We start from the raw sequence: 22,128 nt of genomic DNA, 5'->3' as shown, positions 1-22,128 counted from the left end.
TACAACTTCTCGCGTCACGGAACGTCCGCAACGCTGGAGGTTGATGGTCTTGGGCGTCGAAACGCGCTCGACGGCGGTGGTCATACCGCCCGTACAGCCCCGCAAGCTGGCCAAGGTGCCGTTCGTCGAACTGGCCGACGGTCGCCTGCAGGGCGTGGTGTCGAGCGGATCTGACATCGAGCGGGTCTACGTCTCCTCGATCGGGGCCGGCTCCCACGGGCTGAGCTGCAGCACCAACAACAACCGGCCCTGCGGCGGGCTGCGCGGGTCCTACCCGTGCAAGCATCTGGTCGCGCTGCTCGACGAGGCCCAGCTGCAGTACGGGCGCGAGCGCGTGGCGCGCTACCTGCGCATCGAGGTCGACGAGAGCACCTCGCTGGTGCAGGGGCTCAAGGCGCACCACGAGCCGTCGCCGGCCGCGACGGTGTTCGCCGGGTTCCTGCGCCACCTGGCCTACCTGGAACTGCCCGGCAGCGACGAGCCCATCCCCGAGCTGCACTGGTTCCCGTCCGTCGCCCCGGCGGGAGAGCGCTGATGCTGGCCACCCTGTTCAGCGCCGACGCCGCCCCCGGCGCCGAGATCGACGCCGCGCTCGAGGCCGCCGGCGCTATCGACGAGGGCCTGCTGCACGGCTTCGCGCGGATCGACGACGACCGGGCCGCCGCGCTGGCCGCCCTGGCCGCGGCGTTCGCCGGCAGCCCGCTGGGCGACGCGGTCGCCGAGGCCGTGGAGAAGATCGCGGCCGGCTCCGTCGCCGACGACCACCTCTTCGCCCTGGCCGCCGCCCGGATCGCGCTCTTCGGCGCGGTGCACGACGCCCTGCTGGCCCGGGCCGACGCCGAGCTGGGGCGGCAGCGGGCCGAGTGGCACGGCGAGCCCGGCCCGGCCGCGGCCGCCACCCACCTGCTCGGCGGCGCCCGGTCGTGGCTGCGCGAGCTCGCGATCACCGGCTGGCGGGGCGTCGACCACGACCTGGTCGCCGCCGCCTCCCAGGCCATCGAGGCCGCGCTCGGCGACCCGGAGCTGCGCCGCCTCGCGGTCCTGCTCGACGGGCTCGCGGCGGAGCTGCGGGCCGGCAGCCCGATCGCCACGATGGAGCCGGTGCCCGTGCGGCGCTGGGCCGACCTGTGGAGCCGCGCGCTGCTGCTGGCCCGCGACGGCGGCCGGGCCCAGCGCGCCGCGCAGGCCGAGACGGTCACCGGGCGGCTGCTGGTCCTCGGCGTCGACGTGCACGAGCACCCGACCGCCGTCCAGGTCCAGGTGCACGGCGTGCTCGAGGCGGCCGGCGCCCCGGTCCGGCTGGTGCGGGCGAGCGTCTCCGCGGCGAAGGTCGACACCATCGTCGGCCCGGCGGTCTGGCGCCTGCTGGCCGGCCACCCGATGCTGCTCACGGCGCTGGCCGAGCACCGCGCGCTCGACCTGACCGACATGCCGCTGCTGCCCGGCGGCGACCTGATCTGGCGCGACGACCGGGCCCGGCCCGGCGACGCGGCCGACCCGTTCACCACCGCGCGGGTGCACCTCGGCGGCGCGCTCGCCCCGGCCACGCCGCCGCTGGAGCGGCACCCGGCCCGCATCGCCGAGCCGGTGTTCGTCGAGGACCTGTCCGCGGTCACGCTGGACACGACCCGGCTGCCCGCCTGCGGGCCGCTGACCCCGGCGGCGGTGGCGTCCGCGAGCGCCTGCATCGGGCTGCTGCGCTGGGACGACGGCACCTGGACGGTGCAGCCGCTCGGGGTGCTGGCCATGGTGAAGAAGAAGCCGGTCGGGGTGCACACCGCCGACTGGGCGCTCGGGCCCACGGACGCCAAGCTGGCCAAGGCGGCGGGCGAGGCGGTCGAGGTGCTGCGCGAGCGGGCCGGAAGGTTGCTGCGCAAATGACGACCGCCGACGAGAACCGGCGCCAGGTCCTCTACTGGCGCATGCTGGGCCGCCTGTTCGAGGCCGACGAGCAGCTGTCGCTCGAATCGGCGAGCGTCGCCATCGTCGACGACATCGGGCTTCCGCCGGCGCTGCTCGACCCGGGCGTCTCTGTGGACAACCTGGTGCAGCGCCACCCGGAGCTGGCCGCCGAGTTCGAGGGGCTGATGGCCCCGGAGCCGGGCGGTGACGAGGCAGGCGCCGAGGTGCGCCGGGCCGCGCTGGTGTCCAAGCTGCTCATCAACGTCTTCAACACCGGGCACGGCAACGTCAGCGCGACCCAGCTGACCAACTGGCAGGCCGACGCCGGCTGGTTCGAGAAGGCGCTGGGCATGGACCCGGGCGAGCTGCGCGGGCGGCCCAACGCCGGCGGGCTGGCGGGCGTGCTCGGCGGCATCGAGGGCGACCTGGTCAAGCGGATGCACCTGCGGGAGGTGCTGGCCAACCCGGCGCTGGCCAAGCAGCTGACGCCGAGCATGTCGCTGATCGAGCAGCTGCTGCGGGACAAGCACAACCTGTCTGGCCTGGCCCTGGCCAACGCCAAGTCGCTGATCCGCCGGTTCGTCGACGAGGTGGCGGCGGTGCTGCGGACGCAGGTGCAGCAGACCAGCGTCGGCGAGATCGACCGGTCGGTGCCGCCGAAGCGGGTCTACCGCAACCTCGACATCGAGCGCACGATCTGGAAGAACCTGACCAACTGGAGCCCCGAGGACGAGCGGCTCTACGTCGACAGGCTCTTCTACAAGCAGACCGCGAAGCGCACCACCCCGGCGCGGCTCATCGTGGTCGTCGACCAGTCCGGCTCAATGGTCAACGCGATGGTCAACTGCACCATCCTGGCCTCGATCTTCGCCGGGCTGCCGAAGGTCGACGTGCACCTGATCGCGTACGACACCAAGGCGCTGGACCTGACCCCGTGGGTGGCCGACCCGTTCGAGGTGCTGCTGCGCACCCAGCTCGGCGGGGGCACCGACGGCACGGTCGCGATGGCGCTGGCCCAGCCGAAGGTGTCCGACCCGCGCAACACCGTGGTGGTGTGGATCTCCGATTTCTACGAGTCGCAGCAGCAGGTGCTGTTCGACGCGATGCAGGCGATGCACCGCTCCGGCATCAAGTTCATCCCCGTCGGCTCGGTGAGCAGCGGCGGGCAGCAGAGCGTCAACCCCTGGTTCCGGCAGCGCTTCAAGGACATGGGCGCGCCGGTGCTCTCCGGGCACATCAAGAAACTCGTCTTCGAACTCAAGAGCTTCCTGGCATAGGAGATCCCTCAGATGACTGAAATGCTTCGCGCCCCCGCCGAGGTCAAGTACGCCGAGGAGCTCGACTGGCTCGAGTCCGTGGACGACGGCCCCAAGCCGTTCTCGTGGCGGCTCAGCCCGCGCATGGTCCGGCTGTTCGTCCTCGGCTCCGAACGCGCCGACGGCCTCGACCGGGAGATCTCCCAGAAGTGGTTCGGCGACCGCAGCTTCGTCGAGCGCAGCATCGTGACCCTCGCCTCCGACCGCGGGCTGCTGCTGATCGGCGATCCCGGCACCGGCAAGAGCTGGCTGGCCGAGCTGCTGGCGGCCGCCATCTCGCGCAACTCGACGCTGGTGGTGCAGGGGACGGCGGGCACGACCGAGGACCACATCAAGTACAGCTGGAATGTCTCGATGGTGATCGCCAAGGGCCAGTCGCGGGCCTCGATGATCCCGTCGCCGATCATGACCGCGATGGAGAAGGGCGTCATCGGGCGGTTCGAGGAGCTGACCCGGTCGACGAGCGACGTGCAGGACGCGCTGATCTCGATCCTGTCGGAGAAGTACGTGTCGATTCCGGAGCTCGAGGACGACAACATCGTCTTCGCCCAGCCCGGCTTCTCGATCATCGCCACCGCCAACAGCCGCGACCGGGGCGTCAACGACCTGTCCTCGGCGCTCAAGCGGCGCTTCAACTTCGTGCGGATCCCGGTGGTGACCAACAAGAAGAGCGAGGCGGAGATCGTCCGCTTCCGCACCTCCGAGCTGCTGCGCCGGCACCAGATCGAGCTCGACGTGCCGCCGAACCTGCTCGACATCCTGCTGCAGAGCTTCGCCGACCTGCGGGCCGCGGCGGCCTCGGCGACCAGCGACGACGAGAAGCTCGAGTCGGCGCTGTCGACCGCCGAGCAGATCGGCGTGCTGGAGGACGCGATCCTGCACAGCACGTTCTTCGGGGACCGCAGCCTGCGGGCCGAGACCCTCGCCGGGTCGCTGGTCGGCTCGCTGGCCCGGCGCAGCCCGGAGGACCTGGCCATCCTGAACAAGTACTGGCACGGGGTCGTCGAGCCGCGCAGCAAGGAGGACGGCGGGGAGTGGCCGGCGTTCCTCGAGGGCGGCCGGCAGGCGATTGCCACCCTGTCATGATCTTCGACGAGCTGCGGACGCAGTTGGTCGGCGCCGCCACGGCGCTGGCCGACCGCGGCGCGGTGCCCGAGATCCTGGCCGGGATCGTCGACGACGTCGACCGGGCGCTGCGCGAGGAGCTGGAGATCTTCCCGGTCTGCCACCACTCGCCGGCGTCGGGCCTGGCCATGGTCCGGCGGCTGCGCGAGAAACAGCCGAAGGTCATCTACCTGGAGCTGTGCGAGGACCTCGGCCCGCTGCTGACCGAGCTGCGCAACTGCCGGCTCCCGGTGGCGCTGCAGGCGTTCGCGTCGCAGCTGGACGGTTTCCCGCAGGAGTGGGGGCCGCTGAGCATCGTCGCGCCGATCACCGAGGCGTCGGCGGAGTACCAGGCCATCGCGTACGCGCTGGACACGCCCGGGGTCGAGCTGGTGCTCGTCGACCGCTCCACCGACCACGTCTTCCAGTGGCAGCCGCAGGACGAGGCCGGCACCCCACCGGCCGAGGGCAGCGAGGAGTCCGAGGACGCCGACCTGCACGGCGACGCGGTCGGCATCGAGATCGGTGACCTGCGCCCGCGCTTCGCCGAGCTGGAGGAGCACCTGCTGCACCACGGCAAGGTGCGGCACTGGTCGGAGTGGTGGGACCAGTACGTCGAGCAGCCGCTGGCCGGGGCCGACTACGAGACGTACCGGCAGGTCATGGTCCTGATCGGCAGCCTGTTCCGGCGGCTCGCCCCGTCCGGCTCGCGGCGGGTCCGGGTCGACGAGGACCGCGAGCGGTACATGTGGACCCGGATGCGCGAGCACCTGGCGCGGACGGGCGTGGACAAGGGCGCCTGCCTGTACGTCTGCGGGGCCTTCCACGCGGCCAGCCGGGTCGAGGAGTTCGGCACCGCGGCGGGCGTGCCCGACTTCGAGATCAGCCCGCGCACGGCGACGAAGTGGCTCTACGGCCTGATCCCGTCCAGCCACTCGGCCATCGAGGGGCAGTTCGGGCTGGCCTCCGGCTCGGTCTCGATCGCCGCCGCCACCTGGCAGAAGGCGGTCACCCGGGCCAAGCTCACGCCGTTTCAGCTGTCGGGGCAGAAGGGCAGCCGCAAGCGCAAGGCGGTCGCGGCCGGCACCGCGGCGGCCGACGAGCCGGTCGCGGACAAGCTGACCGGGTTCCTGGCCAGCCCGCCGGCGCTCGACGCGCTGGACGAGGAGGAGCTGCTCGGCTGGTGCGTGGACATCGTGCGGCTGGCGCGGCGCAACGGCTATCTCGCCAGTACCGCGGATGCGATCGCCGTGTTCGAGACGTCGATCCTGCTGGCGGGCATGCGCAACCGAGCGCGGCCGACGCCGTACGACTTCCAGGACGCGGCGGTCACCTGCATCGAGAAGGACTCGGTGCCGGGACGGCGGGACGTGCGGCGGCTGTGCGAGATCCTGCTCGGCGGCGACCGGGTGGGGCAGGTCGGGTACGAGGCGCTGCCCCCGCTGGCCCAGGACGTCTACGACCGGCTCGCCCCGATCGGGCTGGACCTGACCCGCGCGACCGTCCAGCGGGCGCTGCTCGACCTGGCCGGGCGCCCCGAGCTCGGACCGGCTTCGCACCTGTTGTGGATGCTGCGGTACCTGCTGCCGGACGGCGCCGTACGCCCGATCATGGGCACCCGGCGCCTCGGCGAGAAGTCGATCCAGGAGAGCTGGGACCTCTCGATCGGCAAGCATCAGCGATACATCATCGAGCTCGGCTACGAGGGCGTGACCGTCGAGCAGGTGGTGGAGCAGCGGCTGCGCCGGTCGGTGTGGGCGCACGACGCCACGGCGGCGGTGGCGCTGCGGGCCGTCGAGGACTCGATCCTGTTCCTCGGCAGCCGCCGCTTCACCGACGAGCTCGGCGCCCGCGCGGTCGAGCTGCTCGCGGCCGAGCGGACGGTCGACGAGGCCCCGGAGGTGCTCAAGCGCATCCGGCGGCTGCTCGCGCACTACCGGGCCACCGAGCCGACGCTGCCGGCGTGGGCGGAGTCGTTCGTGACCGCGGGGTACGCGCACTACTGCACCCTGCTGCCGACCGCGTTCGTCGACGACGAGACCGGGGTCCGGCAGGTCGCCGCGATGCTCGGCTTCCTGTTCACGATGGAGGGGCTGGCCTTGGCGCTGGGCTGCGACCGGGCGCAGCTGGAGCTCGCGGTGCGCCAGTCGCACCCCGAGAGCCCGGGCAAGGTGGCGCTGCTGTGGTCGGCCCACCACCAGCTGGGCCTGCTGCCGCTGGCCGACCTGCGGGCGCGCGGGGCCGAGCTGCTGGCGAACCCGCTGGTGGTGCCGTCGGTGCCGCAGTACCTGAGCGGCTTCATCCAGGCGCTGGACCCGGCGCCGAAGCTGACGCCGTTCGTGGTCGAGTTCATGTCGAACGCCTTCGCCAAGCTGCCCGACCCGGTGCTGCTGCCCTGGCTGCCGACGCTCATCACCACGCTGCGCGACCAGGCGAGCGAGCTGGTGCCGCTGCTCATCCGGGAGGCGGGGCGCACGTTCCCGGCCGGCCTGGCCGCGGTCGACGCGTTCGTGCCGCCGTGGCGGGCGACCCGGGCCGCGGCTGCGGTGGCGGCGCCGGCGACCGGGCCGGTGGGCCCGTTCCTGGCCGCCCACCCGGCGACCACGGAGGCGCTGGCCGCGGCGCTGGGGCTGCCGGCGACCTGGCACGTCGCGGAGGCCGGGGCCGGTGCCGGGCCGCTGGCCCTGTTGGGTGACTTCCCCGCGACGGCCGAGGCCTTGGCCGGCGTGCTGACCGGTTCGGGGGCTCGCATGGGTTGATTTCCCGGGACGGTCGAAGCGCTGACCGCGCCCACGGCTCGCGTGGGTTGATTTCCCCGGGACGGTCGAAGCGCTGACCGCGCCCACGGCTCGCGTGGGTTGATTTCCCCGGGACGGTCGAAGCGCTGACCGCGCCCACGGCTCGCGTGAGTTGATCGATGTGCTTAGCGTGGGGACATGGACTCGTCCGTGATCGTCGCCGGCATCACGTGCATCGGCGTGGTGCTGGCGCTGGTCATCGTCGTGGTCGCGGTCGGCGCGCGACGGGAGCGGCAGCGGCGCGAGTTGCTGCAGGTGTGGGCGGTGCGCAGCCATTGGCAGTACGTGCCGCGGCCGCCGAACGAGTGGTGGCGCCGGCTGCCCGGGCGCAATGCGCGGGGCGTGACGCTCGCGCTCAGCGGGCAGGTCGGCGGGCGGCCGGTGTCGGTGGGGGAGTACCGGTACACGACGACGAGCACGACCTCGGGGGCCGATGGCACGACGTCGACCAGCAGCCAGACCCATCATTTCGTGGTCTGGGTGGTGCGGATCCGCGGCTCGTGGCCGGCGCTCTCGGTGCACCGGCGCGGGGCGATGTCCCGGTTCGGGCGGACGCTGTTCGGCGACCGCGCGACGGCGCTGGGGCACGAGGCGTTCGACAGCGCGTTCCGGATCTCGGCGGACCGGCCCGAGATGGTGCGGACTGTGTTCGGGCAGGCGCTGGTGGCCGAGCACCTGGCCGGATGGCTGCCCGACTGGAGCCTGCACGGCGACGAACTCATGGTCGTGGAGACCGGGCGGCTGACCGAACCGGACGCGATTCCCGCCCGGTTCGGCCCGCTCGTGCGCATCGCCGAACTGCTCGAGGCGCCGCATTAGCAGCGCGGCGCCTCGAAAGTGCTAGAGCTGCTTGACCTGGACGACGGTGGCGAGGTCGACGACGCCGGTCAGGGGGCTGGGCAGGACCGGCCACGCCACGACGACCTTGTCGGCGGACCAGGTCAGGCCGAGGATGCCCGCGCCGTACACGATGTCGCCGGCCGGTTCGACCTGTGAGACCTCGCCGGTGCGTACCGTGCCGGTGGTCAGGTCGGCGACGACCAGCTCAGTGGTGGCGCGGCCGCCGTCGTAGGTCACCACGGGGAACGCCAGTCGCCGGCCGTCCGGCGAGACCGCGGCCTCGTCGGCGTGGGCGCACTCCGACTGGCCCTGCTTGCGCAGGGTCCAGAGGACGTGGCCCTCGAGGTCGTAGGCCTGCACCGCGCACTCCTCGGTGGAGGCCGAGACGAGGACGCCGTGCTGGATCGAGTACGTGCGGCTCGGGTCGGCCGTGGCCGCGTCGAGCGCCGTCAGCCGGGTCTCCACACCGGTCGCCAGGTCGTGCTGGACCAGGCCGCCGTTGGTGCGGGCGAGGTACACGTACCCGGCGCCGACCCCCGCGCCGGGGCCTGAGCCGGCCAGTTGGACGTCCTGGCCCTGGATGCGCACGTTGCGCGACTGGGTCTGGTGGCCGTCGGCGCTCATGGTGACCAGGCGGATCTCCAGGCCGGTGACGTTCACGCCGTCCTCGCGCTGGGTGCCGGGCGCGAGGTTCTTGGTGCCGAGCAGGGCGTAGCCGCCGTCGGGGCGCGGCAGCCATTGGCGTACATCGTCGACGACAGATGGCCGGGAGACGGTGTCGATCCGGGTGCCGCGCAGCGTGACGAGGCCGTCCGGGAGGCGGAAGCCGAGCTCGTGGCCCGCCTTGTCCTGGAAGACGGAGTCGGCGTGGCGATGGACGGCGATCAGCGGTTCGTCCGGCGTCGGAGCGGTCGTCGCCGACGTTGTCGCCGGGGTGGGGTCGGTGGATGGTGTGAGCTTGGACAGTACAAACGCGGAGGTTGTAAAAAGGGCGAGGACGGCGACTCCGGCGGCGGCCGTCTGCCGTGTGCGCCGACGCCGGTGCCGGTGGTAGATGGCCGGCAGGTCGGGCGCGTTGGGCGGCACCGCGTCCGCGGCCCGGTGCACGGTTGACGTGAACTCGTCGTCGATCATCGCTGCTCCTCACTGAGCTCGCGGCGCAGCTCGGCGAGGCCGCGCGCCAGGCGGCTCTTGACGGTGCCCTCGGCGATGCCGAGCACCGCCGCGGTCTCCACTGTGGACAGATCCAGCAGGACGCGGCAGACGATGACCGCGCGCTGGGGCAGGGCGAGGCGGTGCAGGGCGGCCAGCGCGTGCCGGCCCGCGGGATCGTCCGGTGACGCACGGTCACCGTCCGGCGGGAGCGGGCGTTCCCGGCGGACCTTGCGCCACCACGAGGTGGCCCAGTTCAGTCCGACCCGGAACGCCCACCCACCGGGGTTTTCCCGGTCGCGCACCCGATCCCAGTGGGCGTAGGCGCGCGCCATCGCCTCGTCCGCGGCCTCGCGGGCGAGTTGGGGGTCACCGAGAGTCACCGCCAGCGCGCGATAGAGGCGGTCGGCCTCGGCGCGGTAGAAACCCTCGAAATCCTTGATGAGCACGGGCGTTGCCACGATTGATACACGCAATGGGGGCCCGTGCCGTTCCCGCGGCCCTACAACTTCTGCAGGAACTCGGCCACGGTCGTGGTCGGGCGGCCGATGAGCCGGCTGAGGTCGCCGGTCACCACGTCGAGCGAGCCCTGCGCGATCGTGACGTCGACCTGCGCGAGGATGTGCGCGAAGCCGGCGGGCACGCCGAAGCTCTCCAGGGCCGCCTGGTACTCGTCCGCGGGCAGGTCGCGGTACACGACCGGCTTGCCGAAGCGCTGGGCGATCGCGTCGGCCAGCTCGGCGAGCGTGAAGGCCTGGTCGCCGCCGAGCTCGTACGCCTTGTTCTCGTGGCCCTCGGTGGTCGCGACGACGGCGGTGGCCGCGGCGAAGTCGGCCCGGGTCGCGGCGGCGATGCGGCCGTTGCCCGCGGCGCCGAGCACCGCGCCGTTCTCGACGGTGGCGCCCAGGTTGCCGGTGTAGTTCTCGAGGTACCAGTTGTTGCGCAGGAACGTGTACGGGATGCCCGAGGCCTGGATGAGCTCCTCGGTCGCCTTGTGCTCGGGGGCGAGCGGGATCGGGTTCGTGTCGGCGTGCGTGATGCTCGTGTACACGATACGCCCGACCTTGGCCTCGATGGCCGCGTCGATGACGTTGCGGTGCTGCGGGAGGCGCTTGCCGGCCTCGCTCGCGGACACGAACACGAGGGTGTCGGTGCCGGCGAGCGCGCCGGTCAGGGTCTCCGGGCGGTCGTAGTCGCCGAGGCGGGCCTCCACGCCGTCAACCGCTTCCGGGCGGCGGGCGACCGCGCGGACGTCCTGGCCCTTCAGCTCGCGCAGGATCAGTTGCCCAAGGTGACCGGTCGCGCCGGTTACGGTGATCGTCATTTCTGAATCGTAGGCACTAACTTTTCGAAAGTGCAAGCTATCGGGTTATCGTAGTGACATGTCCCTCGACCCGTTGGTGTTCGACGTCTTCGCGCGCAACTGCACGTCGCGGCCCGTCATGGAGACCGTCGCGGGCCGCTGGGGCATCCTCACGCTGGCCGCGCTCCGGGAGGGCACGCACCGCTTCAACGAGCTGCGCCGCCGGGTGGACGGCGTGAGCGAGAAGATGCTGTCGCAGACCCTGCACGCGCTCGAGCGCGACGGGCTCGTCGTGCGCGAGGTGCGCAGCGCGATCCCGCCCCGGGTCGAATACAGCCTCACCGACTCCGGGGACAGGATCGCGGCCAAGCTCGCCGAGCTCATCGACCTGGTCGAGGCCGAGATGCCCACGATCACCACGGCGCAGGAGCGTTACGACGCTAAAGATCCCGCTGTTGTACCGCAAAAGCCGCCGCGATGAACGCCAGCGCATAGGCACCGAGCACGACCGCCGCGGTGCCCTGCCCCAGCGTCGAGCCGGGCATGCCGCCGAGCGCCGTCGCGGCGCGGAACGGCAGCCAGCGGGCCGCGTCGTCGCCGACGAGCTCGGCCGCGACCCCCTCGATCAGCGCCAGCCAGGCCAGCGCGCCCGCGATCGCCCCGACCTGGCTGCGCACCAGCGCGCCGAGCCCGACCCCGATCGCCGCGAACAGCGCGTTCCAGGCCACGGCGCCGGCCAGCGTGCTCCACGGCAGCGCGTCGTTCCTGAGCAGCACGACGATCGCCGCGGTGCCGGCCGCCGCGATCCCGAAGCCCGCTCCCATCAAGGTGTACACCCCGAACTTCCGCAGCAGCACGCGGGTCCGGTCGGGCGTGGCGAGGTACGTGTCGGCGATCGTGCGGTGCCGGTACTCGCCGGCGAGCGCCATGATCCCGAGCACCAGCGGGAAGAGCGCGGCCAGGCCGGCGTGGGCCGCGGCGCCGGCCGCGTCCTCGGGGTGCTTGGCGATCCGGCTGCCGGCGCCCACCGCCACGAGCGCGACGGCGGCGGCGAGGAGGAGCCAGGGTGACCGTACCGTCGTGAGCTTGCGCAGTTCAGCCCGCATGTCCCGCCCCCGTCACCTTCAGAAACGTGCGCTCGAGATCGGGCTCGACCGGGCCGATGTGGTTGAGCTGTCCATTGTGGACGATGATGATCCGGTCCGCGGTCTGCGCGATCTCGGCGAGGACGTGACTGGAGATGAGGACCGTCCTGTTCTCGGCCGCGCGGCGCCGCAACAGGGCGCGCAGCCAGGCCATGCCGGCCGGGTCGAGGCCGTTGGCCGGTTCGTCGAGCACGAGCAGCCCCGGGTCGCCGAGCAGCGCGCCGGCCAGGCCGAGGCGCTGGCGCATGCCGAGGGAGTAGGTGCGGACCCGGCTCCCGGCCGCCTCGACCAGCCCGACCTCGTCGAGCACGGCGTCGACCCGCTGCGCCGGCAGGTTCGCCGCGTCGGCGAGAATCCGCAGGTGGTCCCGCCCGCTGCGACCCGGGTGGAAGCCGCTCGCCTCCAGCAGCGCGCCGACCGTGCGGCGCGGGTGCGCTAGCTGTTGATATTTTTGCCCATCGATAAGCGCCTCCCCGGCGCTCGGCCGGACCAGGCCCACCAGCATGCGCAGCGTGGTCGTCTTGCCCGCGCCGTTCGGCCCCAGGAAGCCGGTGACCGCCCCGGCCGGGACGTCGAAGGTGAGCCCGTCGACGACCGTTCTGCGGCCGTACCGCTTGCTGAGCCCCCGAATCTGAACCTCTGTCATGCCGCCACTCTCGGCCGCTTCGGTCGTCCGGTCGTCCCCCGCGTGCGGCATCCGGGATACCGCGCTGGTGGGACGTTTTTGTCGTACCCCGGGTCTACGGTTTTGGCATGCGGATGGATTTGTTGATCGGGATCGTGGTGGGGGTCGTGGTGCTGGTCACGACCCACGGCTCCCCGACCGGCATGCCCATCGAGCCGGCTGCCCTGGCCGCCGTTCTGGTTGCCTGCGCCGCCCTGGCTCTGCGCCGCCGGCATCCGTTCGCGGCGTTTCTCGTCAGCTCGATCGCGGCCGAGGTGTACCTGATCGTCAACCACAGCAGCACCAACGGGACGATGATCCTGGCGGCGCCGCTGATCGCGCTCTACACGGTGGCGGAGTCGCAGTCCCGACGGCGCGCTCTGGCCATCGGCGTGCTGGCGGTGCTGGCGTTTGCGGGGCTGCACATGCTGGTCAAGCCGTCCTCGTGGCTGGGCGCGGAGAACCTGGCGCTGGCGGCGCTGGGCGGGCTCGCGGTGGCGGCGGGCGACGGGGCGCGGTCCCGGCGCGAGTACCTGGCGGGGGTGGAGGACCGGGCTCGGCTCGCGGAGCAGGAGCACGAGGCCGAGGCGCTGCGGCGCGTTACGGAGGAGCGGCTGCGGATCGCCCGCGACTTGCATGACGCCGTGGGGCATCAGCTGGCGCTGATCACCGTGCAGGCGGGGGTGGCGTCGCAGTTGCTGGACTCCTCGCCGGCGCGGGCCCGCGAGGCGTTGGTTCATGTTCGCCGGGCTGGGCGGACCGCGCTGGACGAGCTGAGCGACACGATCGGGTTGTTGCGGCGGGCGGATGAGCCTGCCTTGCCGCTCGATCCCTTACCGGGCTTGGCGGGGTTGCCTTCGCTGGTGGCGGCGCATCGGGCGGCGGGGCAGTCCATCACTGTGGTTGGTCCGGCCGATGGTGGGGTCGAGCTGCCGGTGGTGACACATCGAGCGGCGGAGGAGGCCATTGCCGGCGCTGGTCCGGGCGTTGGTGGGGCCGAGGTGCCGGCGGCGGTCGATCTGACGGCGTACCGGGTGTTTCAGGAGGCGCTTACGAACGCTTGCAAGCATGCGCCGGGGGCTCCGATTCGGCTGTCGGTGAGCTATGAGCCGCAGTTTCTGCACGTCCGGGTCGACAACGGCCCGGCGCCGCCTGCCGGTGAGCCGAACCTCGGGCTGGCAGCGCGTCGGGCGGCGGGGCCTGAGGTTGAGCCGCACGACGGTTTCGGGGCCGGCCGGATGGGTGGACTCGGGCTTGTCGGGATGCGGGAACGAGTTCTGGCGCTGGGCGGATCGCTCACCGCCGGGCCGCGGCCCGATGGCGGCTATCGCGTCGACGCGCGGCTTCCCCACTCGGCGGGCGGCATCGAATCGAGGTCCGGCATGGCGTGAGGCGGGGCGGCTCGCGAACCGGGGTCTGGCACGGCGTGAGGCGGGGCGGCTCGCGGATCGGGGTCTGGCATGGCGTGAGGCCGAGCGGTGCTGGGCTCATGCGGCGTGAGGACGTGGCCGGGACGGGCTCCGCGGCGGTTCGGAGTGGGGAAGGGGGAGACTGCCGGTGGGTGAGGTCATTCGGGTTGTGCTGGCCGATGATCAGGCGCTGATTCGCAGTGGGTTCAAGGTGTTCGTTGAGGCGGCCGAAGATGTACTGGTCGTCGGGGAGGCGGCCACCGGGCGGCAAGCGGTCGAGTTCGTCCGCGCCGAGCAGGTCGACGTCGTGCTCATGGACATTCGTATGCCCGAGCTCGACGGGCTGGCCGCGACTCGCCTGATTACCGGAGATCCGGCCCTTGCCGGAGTTCGGGTGCTGATCCTCACGACGTTCGAGGTTGATGAGTACGTGTTCGAGGCGCTCCGCGCCGGGGCCAGTGGCTTTCTCGGGAAGGGGGCCGAGCCGGAGGAGTTGCTGGCGGCGATCCGTACCGTGCATCGGGGCGAATCGTTGCTCTCGCCCGCCGCCACGCGCAGTCTCATCACGCGATTTCTCGCTGAACCGGCCCGCGCGCCGCGAGGGGATCGGAAGCTCGTCGGGCTGTTGACCGAGCGGGAACGGGAAGTGGTCAGGCTCGTCGCCACCGGGATGTCGAACGATGAGATTGCCGGACATCTCGTGGTCAGTCCGCATACCGCGAAAACCCACGTCAACCGGGCCATGACCAAGCTCGGCGCACACGATCGGGCGCAGTTGGTCGTGATCGCATACGAGTGGGGGCTCCGCTAGAAAGCGAAGCCCCGAAGAACCCGAAGAAACCGAGAAACCTAAGCCCGCATCACCGTGGCGATCGGGATCCTCGCCGCTCGCAGCGCTGGGATGAAGCCGCCCAGTACGCCCGCGATCAGGCCGGCGATCACGCCTGCCACGCCTGCCTGCCAGGGGAAGGTGATCTCCTGGAGCTGGGGTATTCGGCTGCCCAGCAGCGTTGTCGCGGCGCTCATGGCCGCCGCGGCCGTGGCGATCGCGGCGCCCGCTGTCAGGAGGCCGGTCAGCAGTGTCTCGGCCAGGACGATGCCGGCCAGCAGGATTCTCGGGGTGCCTACGGCTCTTCGCAGGGCGAACTCCTCCACGCGTTCGCCTACTGTGGCGAGGCCTACGTTCAGGATGCCGGCCACGCCGATCAGCAGGACCAGGCCGGCCATCCCAAGGAAGATCCAGTTGAGGATCGTCAGCTCCTGTTCGAGCTCCTTGCGGGCGTTGCGGATGTCGGGGTTCAGCGACTCGCGCGGTACGCCCAGGGCCACCAGCTTGCGGACCAGCAGGGCCTCCAGTTCGCCGTTGCCGGGGGCGAAGGAGACCGCCAAGGGCTGGCCCGACCAGGCCATCGGCATGGCGCCCTTTGCGCCGGCGCCAGGGTCCGAGGAGGAGGACGTGGAGGCGGCCGGTGGAGAAGGCGGCGGCAGCCAGTTGTCGATCTCGTCGGCTCGGGCGTAGGCGGCGGGCTGGGAGTTGCCGTCGTCCACGACGCCGATGATGCGCGGGGTGGGGTTCGCCGTGCCGCCGTCCAGGCGCATCTCGGCGGGGATGGTGAACTTCGCGAAGCCCACCGCCGCGGCCTTGTTGATGACCAGGCGCGGGGAGTAGGACGGGTCGCCCGAGAAGTCCAGGAAGGTGCCGGCCACCGGGCGGAACGGGCGGAACGGGCGGATGTCGTTGATCAGGGCCACCAGCGACAGCTCGATCGCGGCGCCCTTCGGGGCCGGGGCGGCGGCGTTGACGGGGACCGGGCGGCAGTTGCCGGCGTCGTCGCACTGCATTTCGAACCTGGTGTCGGGGCCGTACACGACGCCGTCGCCCATTTGGTCCAGGTGCTCGAAGGACTGGCCGCCCGGGTTGATCGGGCGGACCTTCGGCTCGCCGATGATGGCCTGCATGCTGTAGTTCGCGGCGGCGCCGGGGCGGCCCTTGATGGTCTCGGCCGTGGCCTGGGGTGCGCCGGGGACCGGGGGGACCCAGTACGTGCGGGTGCCGTCGCGGCCCATCTGGAGTTCGATGTCGGCGAGTTGCAGCGTGCGGACGGTCTCGGCGCCGGCCTGCACCGTGACGACGGCCAGGACGCCCAGGAACAGGGAGATCATCGAGAGGAACGTGCGGGTCTTGCGGGCGCGGATGCCCTGGAAGCCGATGATGAGGGCGGACCGGAACCGCCCCGACAGCCTGATCACAGGACCCCCGCGGCGGTCAGTGCCTCGGGGTGCAGGACGCCGTCGGCGAGGCGGACGACGCGTTGCATCTTGGCCGCGTGGGCCTGGTCGTGGGTGACGAGGATCAGGCCGCAGCCGCGGTCAGTGGCGGCGCGCATCACCTCGATCACCAGGTTGCCGGTCTCGGTGTCCAGGGCGCCCGTGGGCTCGTCGGCCAGGAGCAGGCGCGGCTGGCGGACCAGGGCCCGGGCGATCGCCACGCGCTGTTGCTCGCCGCCGGAGAGCTTGGCCGGCTTGTTGCGGGCGAGATGGGCGATCCCGACGAGTTCCAGCGCCTCCATGGTGCGCGCCCGGCGCTTGCGGCGGGGGAGCCAGCCCTGGCCGTTGACCAGGGCCATGGCCACGTTCTGGGCCGCGGTCAGGTGCTTGAGGAGGAAGAAGCGCTGGAAGACGAAGCCGAACTGGGCGCTGCGCAGGGCGGCCGCGCGGCGTTCGGAGATGCGGGAGAGGTCGCGGCCGCCCATGAAGTAGGTGCCCGAGTCGGGGCGGTCGAACAGGCCGATCAGGCTCAGCAGGGTGCTCTTGCCGGAGCCGGAGCGGCCGAGGATGGCCACGCTCTCGCCCTCGCCGACGGAGAGGTCGACGCCGTCGAGGATGACCCGTGGCTCCTTCTGGCCCTTGAGGGTCTTGGTGATGCCGGTGAGCTCGATGATCGGGTGGCTCATTTGCCGCCGCCCGGGTTGGCGCCCTTGGCGTCCGGGATGCTCGGGCCGGGGACGGAGACCGTGTCCTCCTCGGTGATCCCGCTCTTGATCTCGATCACCTTGCCGTCGGTGAGCCCGAGGGTCACCTCGCGAACCTCGCGGCTCTGGTCGGCCTTGACCACCTCGACCTTGCCCTTGCCCTGCGAGCCGGCGACGGCTTCGACGGGCAGTACGAGTACACCCGCGGCCTTGGCAGTAATGATCTCGACCGTCGCGGCGGCGCCGTTGATGAGCTTGGTGTCGGCCGGTCCCGTGCAGACCAGGCGCATGCCGGTGGCCTCCGAGGGCTGCTGTTGCTGGCCCTGTGTCGGCTGCACGACGGGCGCGGTGCTCGACGGGTTGACCGCGGGCGCCTTGGGCTCCGGGATGGTGCCGCCGGGGAGTGCCGCGAGGGTGCCGAGGACCGTGCACGGGAAGGGGCCGGGGCCGCTCTTGACCTGCGCGGTGACCGACTGCAGGGTGTCGCTCACCTGGTACGCCTGGGTGCCGTCGATGTCCGCGACGATCCCGTAGCCGGCCTGGCGGGCCGAGACGATCGGCATGCCGGCGGTGACCTTGGCGCGGTCGTCGACGAGCCGGCCGGCGAAGACCGCGCCCGCGGGCACCTCGACCGGCGTGGCCTTGCCGCTGACCCAGATGTTGGCGACCTTGGTCGGCTTGGTGGGCGTACCGGTGGGCGCCTTGACGTCCAGGTAACGCACCTCGCCGTCGATCGGCGCGACGAGCCCGAACGTCGGGTTCAGCGTGACCTTGCCGCTGAGGCTCACCTTGTTGGTCAGGTCCTGGCGGGTCGGCTTCGCGGTGGTCACCGCGGTGCCGCGATCGGCCAGGCCCGGCGGGGGCTGCTCGGCCGCTCCAGAGGCGGTGCATCCGGCCAGCAGGCCGAGCGCCGCCAGTACAGGCAAGATCCGTCGCATCCGCAAACCCCTCGGCATTGAAGTTCGGCACAGGCTAACCGCCACTGGTATGACGCCGATGCCCCGATTGAGGGATGCACACGGAAAAGCCCCGTCCCCCGGATCGGGGGACGGGGCGGGTGATCCGGGGGTTACACCTTGTAGGTGAAGGTCGATCCGGCGGTGCCGCCCGGGGTCGTGACCTGCACCGTGGTCGCGCCGGCGGCGTGCGGCGGGAGGACCACGCGCAGCTGCGAGTCGGAGACCTTGGTGAAGGAGACCACGGCGCCGTTGGCCGTCACGCGGGTCGCGCCGCCGAGGTTCGCGCCGGAGAGCGTGACCGTGGTGGCGACCTTGGTGCCGCCGGTGCTCGGCAGGAGCGAGGTGACCGTCGGTGCGGCCGGGGCGACGTAGGTGAACGGCAGCGCCGTCGCCTCGTAGCTGCCGCCCGCGTTGGTCAGCTTCAGCGTGACCCGGCCGGCCGCGTGGGCGGGCATGGTCACCGTGAGCTGGGTGTCCGAGACCTTGGTGAAGCCGACGGCGACGCCGCTCGCGGTGACCGACTTCAGGCTGGCGAAGCCGGTGCCGGTGACCGTGACGGCGGTGGCCGCGTTGGTCGGGCCGCTGCTGACGCTGAGCGCCTTCACGGTCGGCGCGGGCGGGGCGACCAGCGTGAGGCGGCCGGCCGGGACGACGGGGCTGGTGCCGTACGGCGTGGTGACCGTGACGTCGTAGCCGCCCGCCGCGATCCCCGCGGGGACCGGGAAGGTGATCGTGGTCGGCGAGGTGAGCTTGAACCCGGCGACCGCGGCCGACCCGAGCTTCACGGCGGTGACCTCGGCGAGGTCGGTGCCGGTGACGGTGATCGTCTCGCCGCCGGCGGTCGACGCCGAGGACGCGGAGAGCTTGGTCAGCACCGGCGCGGCCGGGACGTAGGTGAACTTGGCCGCCACGCTGAGCGCGCTGGTGCCCTTGGCGTTGGTGACGGTCACGTCGACGGCGCCCTTGGCGTGCGCCGGCGCGGTCGCGACCAGCGTGGTGATGCCGTTGGCCTGGGACGTGGTGAACGTGGCGTCGACGCCGCCGAACTTGACGGAGGTCGCCGTCGAGAGGTTGCCGCCGGCGATGGTGACCTTGGTGCCGCCGGCCACCGGGCCGCGGACCGCGGAGAGCCCGGTGACGGCCGGCGTCGGGATGACCGCCTTCTCGGGCGACTTGAGGCCGTTCACGGTGTACGCGGCCTGCACGTCGGTCGTCACGAACGACCAGGACAGGTGGGCGTCGCCGTTCGCGCCCCAGCCGGTGCCCCACTGGTTGCGGATCCACACGCCGTCCGCGTCGTACGCGTACGCCGTGATCATGTGCCCGCCGAGGTTGGTGCCGGTGAGCGTGTTGTACAGCGCGTTGCCCTTGAGGTACATGAAGTCCTTGAAGACCGGGATGCCGATCGCGACCGGCGTGCCCGCGGCGATCGCCGTCTTGATCGCGGTCTTGGCCTTGTCGCCCTGCTTGTCGCCGACCCACAGCGTGGTCCAGCCGGAGAGCTTGTAGTTCGCGGCGTTGGCGACCTCGGTCGCGGTCGGGGCCGTCTGGTAGCCGTAGACGCCCTGCACGTAGTCGTCCTGGGTGTCCACGCCGTTGGCGGTGGCCTCCTGCAGCGCGACGCCCGGGTTCAGGCCCACGTTCGGGGCGCCGCCCTTGGTGACCGCGCGCATGTAGAGGTACAGCGGGGCGTAGGGGGCGCCGGTGCCGCTGTCGCGGTTCGCGTAGAAGCCCATGATCGTGTGCGCGATCGTCCACGCCACGCAGGAGGAGATCTGGCCCTGGTCGCCGACCGGGGGCAGGTTGGTGATCAGCGAGGAGCTGTCCGGGAGCGCGTCCTGGGCCCGGAAGGCCGGGACGCTCGCGTTGACCCGGGTGGTGGGCGCCGCGAAGCCGCCGACGGGATGGGGGAGGGCCGTCGTGTCGGCCAGCGCGGGCTGGGCGGCGATCAGCGTGCCGCCCGCCGCCAGCGCGAGGCCGAGGGCAGAGGTGAGAAGGCGCATCCGTGCTCCTAACGGGGGTTCGTGACCTGAGCATCGGCGTGCTCGGTCCCGGCCTTCGTTCGAGGCGGTGCGCAATGGGGTGCAGGAAAGTGGCCGGCCCCCGCAGGTGCGAGGGCCGGCCCAAACACTACGGAGCCCAGGGAGCGTCGACGGACCAGGTGCTGTCCTCGACGAAGAGCCCCGCGCCGTCATACGGGTTGGGCCCGCCCGGCGTCGCCAGCCAGACCTCCGAGTTGTAGTGCCGCAGGTACTGCCCGGGGAAGTTCCAGGCCGTCAGCCTGACCCCGCCGTTGCCCTGCTGCACGCAGAACGTCGCGTCGGCCTTGAACAGCGCCGAGTTGTCGTTGGTGTCGATGCGCGCCCGGAACGCCTGGTGGCGCAGGTAGCGGCCGGGGAAGTTGCGGGACTCGAACGAGTAGCAGGACGAGTCGGCCAGGCCGGGCACCACGCGCCAGGTCGCGTCCTGCTTGAGCAGGGCCGAGCTGTTCGCGTCGACGACCTCGGTGTAGCCGAGGCTGTTCTGGTGCCGCACGTAGCGGGTCGTGCAGCAGGCCGTCGTCGCGCGCAGCGACTTGTAGACGCCCGTCTGCAGCGCGGCCGAGCCGACCGGGCTGGACGAGGCGTTGATGAGCGCCTGGTTGCTGGCCCGCAGCCGGGCCGCGTCCACCTTCACCACCTGCCGGTCGTAGGTGAGCAGGCCGTTGACCTCGTTCTCCACGTCGGTGATCTCGGTGTACACCGAGGCCGAGAGACCCTGCGGCATGCCGCCGGTGCGGATCTGCTCGTAGAGGCCGTTGAGCCGGTCGTTGAGCCGGGCCGTGCTGGGCTGGTCCTCGTAGGAGAAGCCGTTGCCGGGCGACCACTCGTGGCCCGCGACGCGCTGGCCCAGGCCGCCGAACTCGCCGAGCACGGCCGCGCGGGTGCCGGACGGGCGGGTGGCGCCCGGGCCGACGTAGATGTGGTTGTCCAGCACGTCGCCGTTGCCGCCGTCGACCGCGCCGCAGCAGTTGATCCCGCTCATGTTGTTGACGAGGCGGGACGGGTCGTAGGACTTCACATGCGTGGCGATCCGGGCCTGGTCGTACTGCCCCCAGCCTTCGTTCTGATCCACCCACATGACCAGCGAGGGCGAGCTGCGGTGCTGGTCGATGATGCGGTCGAACTCCGCCTCCCACTGGGTGCGGGCGGCCGTGGTCGGGTTCTTGCCGGTCGGCATGGCCGGCATGTCCTGCCACACGAGCAGGCCGAGCTGGTCGGCGGCGTAGAACCAGCGCTGGGGCTCCACCTTGATGTGCTTGCGCACCATGTTGAAGCCCAGGTTCTTGTGCTGCTGCAGGTCGGAGCGCAGCGCCGCGTCGGTCGGGGCGGTGTAGATGCCGTCCGGCCAGTACCCCTGGTCCAGCGTCCCGCTCTGGAACACGAACTGCCCGTTGAGCAGGATGCGCAGCTTGCCGTTGACGTTGCCGATCGAGATCGAGCGCATGCCGGCGTAGCTGCCGATCGAGTCGACCACCGTCGAGCCGCTCTTGAGGTCGACCTTCACGTCGTAGAGGAACGGGTCGTTCGGGGTCCACCGGTGCGCGTTCGGGACCGGCACGCTGAATGCGGTACCGACGCTGCCGTTGGCACTTCCGACCTGGGCTCCGCCCGACGACACGGTGGCGGTCACCGTCTGGCCGGAGAGCCCGGCGCCGAGGACGTTCACCGACAGGGTGTTGTTGCCGATGTTCGGCACCAGGTCGACGCGCGTGATGCGGGCGGTCGGGGTCGGCTCCAGCCAGACGGTCTGCCAGATGCCCGAGGCGCCCGTGTAGAAGATGCCGCCGCCGGCGTGCGGCAGGACGTCGTTGCGCCGCTGCTTGCCCACGGCCTGGGAGCCGGCGTCGGTCGGGTCGTACACCCCGACGACGATGGTGTTCGTCCCGCCGTTGAGCAGCGTGGTGATGTCGTAGGTGAAGGCGTCGTAGCCGCCGCTGTGCACGGCGCCCGCCTGCGTGCCGTTCACCCAGACCGTGGTCTGCCAGTCGACGGCGCCGAAGTTGAGCTGGACCCGCTTGCCGGCCCAGCCGGCGGGGATCGTGAAGGTCCGGCGGTACCACATCCGGTCGTTCTCGGTGATGCGCCGCTGGATGCCGGACAGCGCCGACTCGACCGGGTAGGGGACCCGGATCTGCTCACCGAACGTGCCCGGCGGGGTGGTCTGGCCGGAGCCGGTGACCGCGAAGTCCCAGATGCCGTTCAGGTTGGTCCAGTCCGCGCGGGTCAGCTGCGGCCGCGGGTACTCGGGCAGGGGGTTGGTGGTCGACACCGAGTTCGTCCACGGCGTGGTCATCGGCGGGGTCTTGGGGGTCCAGGCGCTGGCCGGCTGGGCGGACGCGACCAGCAGACCGGCGGTGGCGACGAGCGGGGCGAGCGCGAGCGCGACCCGTCTGGAGAGTCTCATGCGTGCTCCTCGAGGCAACGGTGGCGGCCGTAGCCGGTCCATGGAGATCTATAGATCCCCATGGACCAACACATCCACTCATATTCCAACGAGAAGTGTCAACATACAGCCGTACGTA

Annotated in this window: 19 protein-coding genes; 9 read left to right on the top strand and 10 right to left on the bottom strand. The window is 71.7% G+C overall.

The features are described from left to right. The first annotated feature begins 43 nt into the window (after positions 1-43). The 6 genes from ACQPZ4_RS49220 (at position 44) to ACQPZ4_RS49195 (ending at position 7,939) form a co-directional block, all read left to right on the top strand. Positions 44-535, top strand: coding sequence for a hypothetical protein (locus ACQPZ4_RS49220; protein WP_433053111.1), 492 nt, complete (start codon positions 44-46; stop codon positions 533-535). Beyond that, on the top strand, positions 535-1,881 hold the full coding sequence (locus tag ACQPZ4_RS49215) for a hypothetical protein (protein WP_433053108.1): 1,347 nt from the start codon (positions 535-537) through the stop codon (positions 1,879-1,881). The genes ACQPZ4_RS49220 and ACQPZ4_RS49215 overlap by 1 nt, the downstream gene beginning before the upstream one ends. Beyond that, on the top strand, positions 1,878-3,179 hold the full coding sequence (locus ACQPZ4_RS49210; protein ID WP_433053105.1) for a VWA domain-containing protein: 1,302 nt from the start codon (positions 1,878-1,880) through the stop codon (positions 3,177-3,179). Before ACQPZ4_RS49215 ends, ACQPZ4_RS49210 begins: the two co-directional genes overlap by 4 nt. 12 nt (positions 3,180-3,191) lie before the next feature. Next, entirely contained in the window at positions 3,192-4,304 is a 1,113-nt protein-coding gene (locus tag ACQPZ4_RS49205; RefSeq protein ID WP_433053102.1) for an ATP-binding protein, read from the top strand. Continuing rightward, entirely contained in the window at positions 4,301-7,081 is a 2,781-nt protein-coding gene (locus ACQPZ4_RS49200; RefSeq protein ID WP_433053099.1) for a DUF5682 family protein, read from the top strand. Before ACQPZ4_RS49205 ends, ACQPZ4_RS49200 begins: the two co-directional genes overlap by 4 nt. 177 nt (positions 7,082-7,258) lie before the next feature. Next, on the top strand, positions 7,259-7,939 hold the full coding sequence (locus tag ACQPZ4_RS49195) for a hypothetical protein (protein WP_433053096.1): 681 nt from the start codon (positions 7,259-7,261) through the stop codon (positions 7,937-7,939). A gap of 21 nt (positions 7,940-7,960) precedes the next feature. On the opposite strand, the gene ACQPZ4_RS49190 is transcribed toward ACQPZ4_RS49195, so the two are convergent. Genes ACQPZ4_RS49190 through ACQPZ4_RS49180 form a run of 3 tightly spaced genes read right to left on the bottom strand, consistent with a single transcriptional unit; the run spans position 7,961 to position 10,436 of the window. Further along, complete coding sequence (locus ACQPZ4_RS49190; RefSeq protein ID WP_433053094.1) at positions 7,961-9,094, bottom strand: hypothetical protein; 1,134 nt, start codon at positions 9,092-9,094, stop codon at positions 7,961-7,963. Then, entirely contained in the window at positions 9,091-9,561 is a 471-nt protein-coding gene (locus ACQPZ4_RS49185; RefSeq protein WP_433053091.1) for a sigma factor-like helix-turn-helix DNA-binding protein, read from the bottom strand. Before ACQPZ4_RS49185 ends, ACQPZ4_RS49190 begins: the two co-directional genes overlap by 4 nt. Positions 9,562-9,614: 53 nt before the next feature. Next, positions 9,615-10,436, bottom strand: a complete 822-nt coding sequence (locus ACQPZ4_RS49180; RefSeq protein WP_433053088.1) for an SDR family oxidoreductase — start codon at positions 10,434-10,436, stop codon at positions 9,615-9,617. Positions 10,437-10,494: 58 nt separating this feature from the next. Here ACQPZ4_RS49180 and ACQPZ4_RS49175 point away from each other — a divergent pair, with 58 nt between their 5' ends. After that, entirely contained in the window at positions 10,495-10,896 is a 402-nt protein-coding gene (locus tag ACQPZ4_RS49175) for a winged helix-turn-helix transcriptional regulator (protein ID WP_433053085.1), read from the top strand. Here ACQPZ4_RS49175 and ACQPZ4_RS49170 read toward each other — a convergent pair. Next, the gene (locus ACQPZ4_RS49170) at positions 10,856-11,521 is read right to left on the bottom strand and encodes a hypothetical protein (protein WP_433053082.1); all 666 of its coding nucleotides are present in this window, start codon (positions 11,519-11,521) and stop codon (positions 10,856-10,858) included. The two genes, ACQPZ4_RS49175 and ACQPZ4_RS49170, sit on opposite strands and share 41 nt — an antisense overlap. Then, positions 11,511-12,206 carry an ATP-binding cassette domain-containing protein gene (locus ACQPZ4_RS49165; RefSeq protein ID WP_433053079.1) on the bottom strand — a complete coding sequence of 232 codons (696 nt, stop codon included), beginning with the start codon at positions 12,204-12,206 and terminating at the stop codon, positions 11,511-11,513. Before ACQPZ4_RS49165 ends, ACQPZ4_RS49170 begins: the two co-directional genes overlap by 11 nt. A 107-nt stretch (positions 12,207-12,313) precedes the next feature. On the opposite strand from ACQPZ4_RS49165, the gene ACQPZ4_RS49160 reads away from it, so the two are divergent. Then, positions 12,314-13,615 (top strand): sensor histidine kinase, encoded by a 1,302-nt coding sequence (locus ACQPZ4_RS49160; RefSeq protein ID WP_433053076.1) that lies wholly within the window; start codon positions 12,314-12,316, stop codon positions 13,613-13,615. Between the two features lie 166 nt (positions 13,616-13,781). Continuing rightward, positions 13,782-14,444: a response regulator gene (locus ACQPZ4_RS49155; RefSeq protein ID WP_433053073.1), complete on the top strand. Its 663-nt coding sequence runs from the start codon at positions 13,782-13,784 to the stop codon at positions 14,442-14,444. Between the two features lie 38 nt (positions 14,445-14,482). Here ACQPZ4_RS49155 and ACQPZ4_RS49150 read toward each other — a convergent pair whose 3' ends face one another. The 5 genes from ACQPZ4_RS49150 to ACQPZ4_RS49130 form a co-directional block, all read right to left on the bottom strand. Next, positions 14,483-15,883: an FtsX-like permease family protein gene (locus ACQPZ4_RS49150; protein WP_433053070.1), complete on the bottom strand. Its 1,401-nt coding sequence runs from the start codon at positions 15,881-15,883 to the stop codon at positions 14,483-14,485. Next, the gene (locus tag ACQPZ4_RS49145) at positions 15,880-16,587 is read right to left on the bottom strand and encodes an ABC transporter ATP-binding protein (RefSeq protein ID WP_433053067.1); all 708 of its coding nucleotides are present in this window, start codon (positions 16,585-16,587) and stop codon (positions 15,880-15,882) included. Before ACQPZ4_RS49145 ends, ACQPZ4_RS49150 begins: the two co-directional genes overlap by 4 nt. After that, on the bottom strand, positions 16,584-17,543 hold the full coding sequence (locus ACQPZ4_RS49140) for an efflux RND transporter periplasmic adaptor subunit (RefSeq protein ID WP_433053064.1): 960 nt from the start codon (positions 17,541-17,543) through the stop codon (positions 16,584-16,586). The genes ACQPZ4_RS49145 and ACQPZ4_RS49140 overlap by 4 nt, the downstream gene beginning before the upstream one ends. 131 nt (positions 17,544-17,674) lie before the next feature. Then, positions 17,675-19,567 carry an IPT/TIG domain-containing protein gene (locus tag ACQPZ4_RS49135; protein ID WP_433053061.1) on the bottom strand — a complete coding sequence of 631 codons (1,893 nt, stop codon included), beginning with the start codon at positions 19,565-19,567 and terminating at the stop codon, positions 17,675-17,677. Positions 19,568-19,694: 127 nt separating this feature from the next. After that, a complete protein-coding gene (locus ACQPZ4_RS49130; RefSeq protein ID WP_433053058.1) occupies positions 19,695-22,010 on the bottom strand; it encodes an AbfB domain-containing protein in 2,316 nt (771 codons plus the stop codon). Positions 22,011-22,128: the final 118 nt, after the last annotated feature.

The organism is Dactylosporangium sp. CS-033363, from assembly GCF_050942475.1.
GTDB lineage: Bacteria > Actinomycetota > Actinomycetes > Mycobacteriales > Micromonosporaceae > Dactylosporangium.
This window is presented reverse-complemented; position numbering and strand designations above follow the sequence as displayed.

Bases quoted from the DNA above. Each gene is read 5' to 3' on its own strand.
- ACQPZ4_RS49220 (WP_433053111.1), top strand. From the start codon at position 44: ATGGTCTTGGGCGTCGAAACGCGCTCGACGGCGGTGGTCATACCGCCC.
- ACQPZ4_RS49215 (WP_433053108.1), top strand. From the start codon at position 535: ATGCTGGCCACCCTGTTCAGCGCCGACGCCGCCCCCGGCGCCGAGATC.
- ACQPZ4_RS49210 (WP_433053105.1), top strand. From the start codon at position 1,878: ATGACGACCGCCGACGAGAACCGGCGCCAGGTCCTCTACTGGCGCATG.
- ACQPZ4_RS49205 (WP_433053102.1), top strand. From the start codon at position 3,192: ATGACTGAAATGCTTCGCGCCCCCGCCGAGGTCAAGTACGCCGAGGAG.
- ACQPZ4_RS49200 (WP_433053099.1), top strand. From the start codon at position 4,301: ATGATCTTCGACGAGCTGCGGACGCAGTTGGTCGGCGCCGCCACGGCG.
- ACQPZ4_RS49195 (WP_433053096.1), top strand. From the start codon at position 7,259: ATGGACTCGTCCGTGATCGTCGCCGGCATCACGTGCATCGGCGTGGTG.
- ACQPZ4_RS49190 (WP_433053094.1), bottom strand. From the start codon at position 9,094: ATGATCGACGACGAGTTCACGTCAACCGTGCACCGGGCCGCGGACGCG.
- ACQPZ4_RS49180 (WP_433053088.1), bottom strand. From the start codon at position 10,436: ATGACGATCACCGTAACCGGCGCGACCGGTCACCTTGGGCAACTGATC.
- ACQPZ4_RS49175 (WP_433053085.1), top strand. From the start codon at position 10,495: ATGTCCCTCGACCCGTTGGTGTTCGACGTCTTCGCGCGCAACTGCACG.
- ACQPZ4_RS49170 (WP_433053082.1), bottom strand. From the start codon at position 11,521: ATGCGGGCTGAACTGCGCAAGCTCACGACGGTACGGTCACCCTGGCTC.
- ACQPZ4_RS49165 (WP_433053079.1), bottom strand. From the start codon at position 12,206: ATGACAGAGGTTCAGATTCGGGGGCTCAGCAAGCGGTACGGCCGCAGA.
- ACQPZ4_RS49160 (WP_433053076.1), top strand. From the start codon at position 12,314: ATGCGGATGGATTTGTTGATCGGGATCGTGGTGGGGGTCGTGGTGCTG.
- ACQPZ4_RS49145 (WP_433053067.1), bottom strand. From the start codon at position 16,587: ATGAGCCACCCGATCATCGAGCTCACCGGCATCACCAAGACCCTCAAG.
- ACQPZ4_RS49140 (WP_433053064.1), bottom strand. From the start codon at position 17,543: ATGCGACGGATCTTGCCTGTACTGGCGGCGCTCGGCCTGCTGGCCGGA.
- ACQPZ4_RS49135 (WP_433053061.1), bottom strand. From the start codon at position 19,567: ATGCGCCTTCTCACCTCTGCCCTCGGCCTCGCGCTGGCGGCGGGCGGC.
- ACQPZ4_RS49130 (WP_433053058.1), bottom strand. From the start codon at position 22,010: ATGAGACTCTCCAGACGGGTCGCGCTCGCGCTCGCCCCGCTCGTCGCC.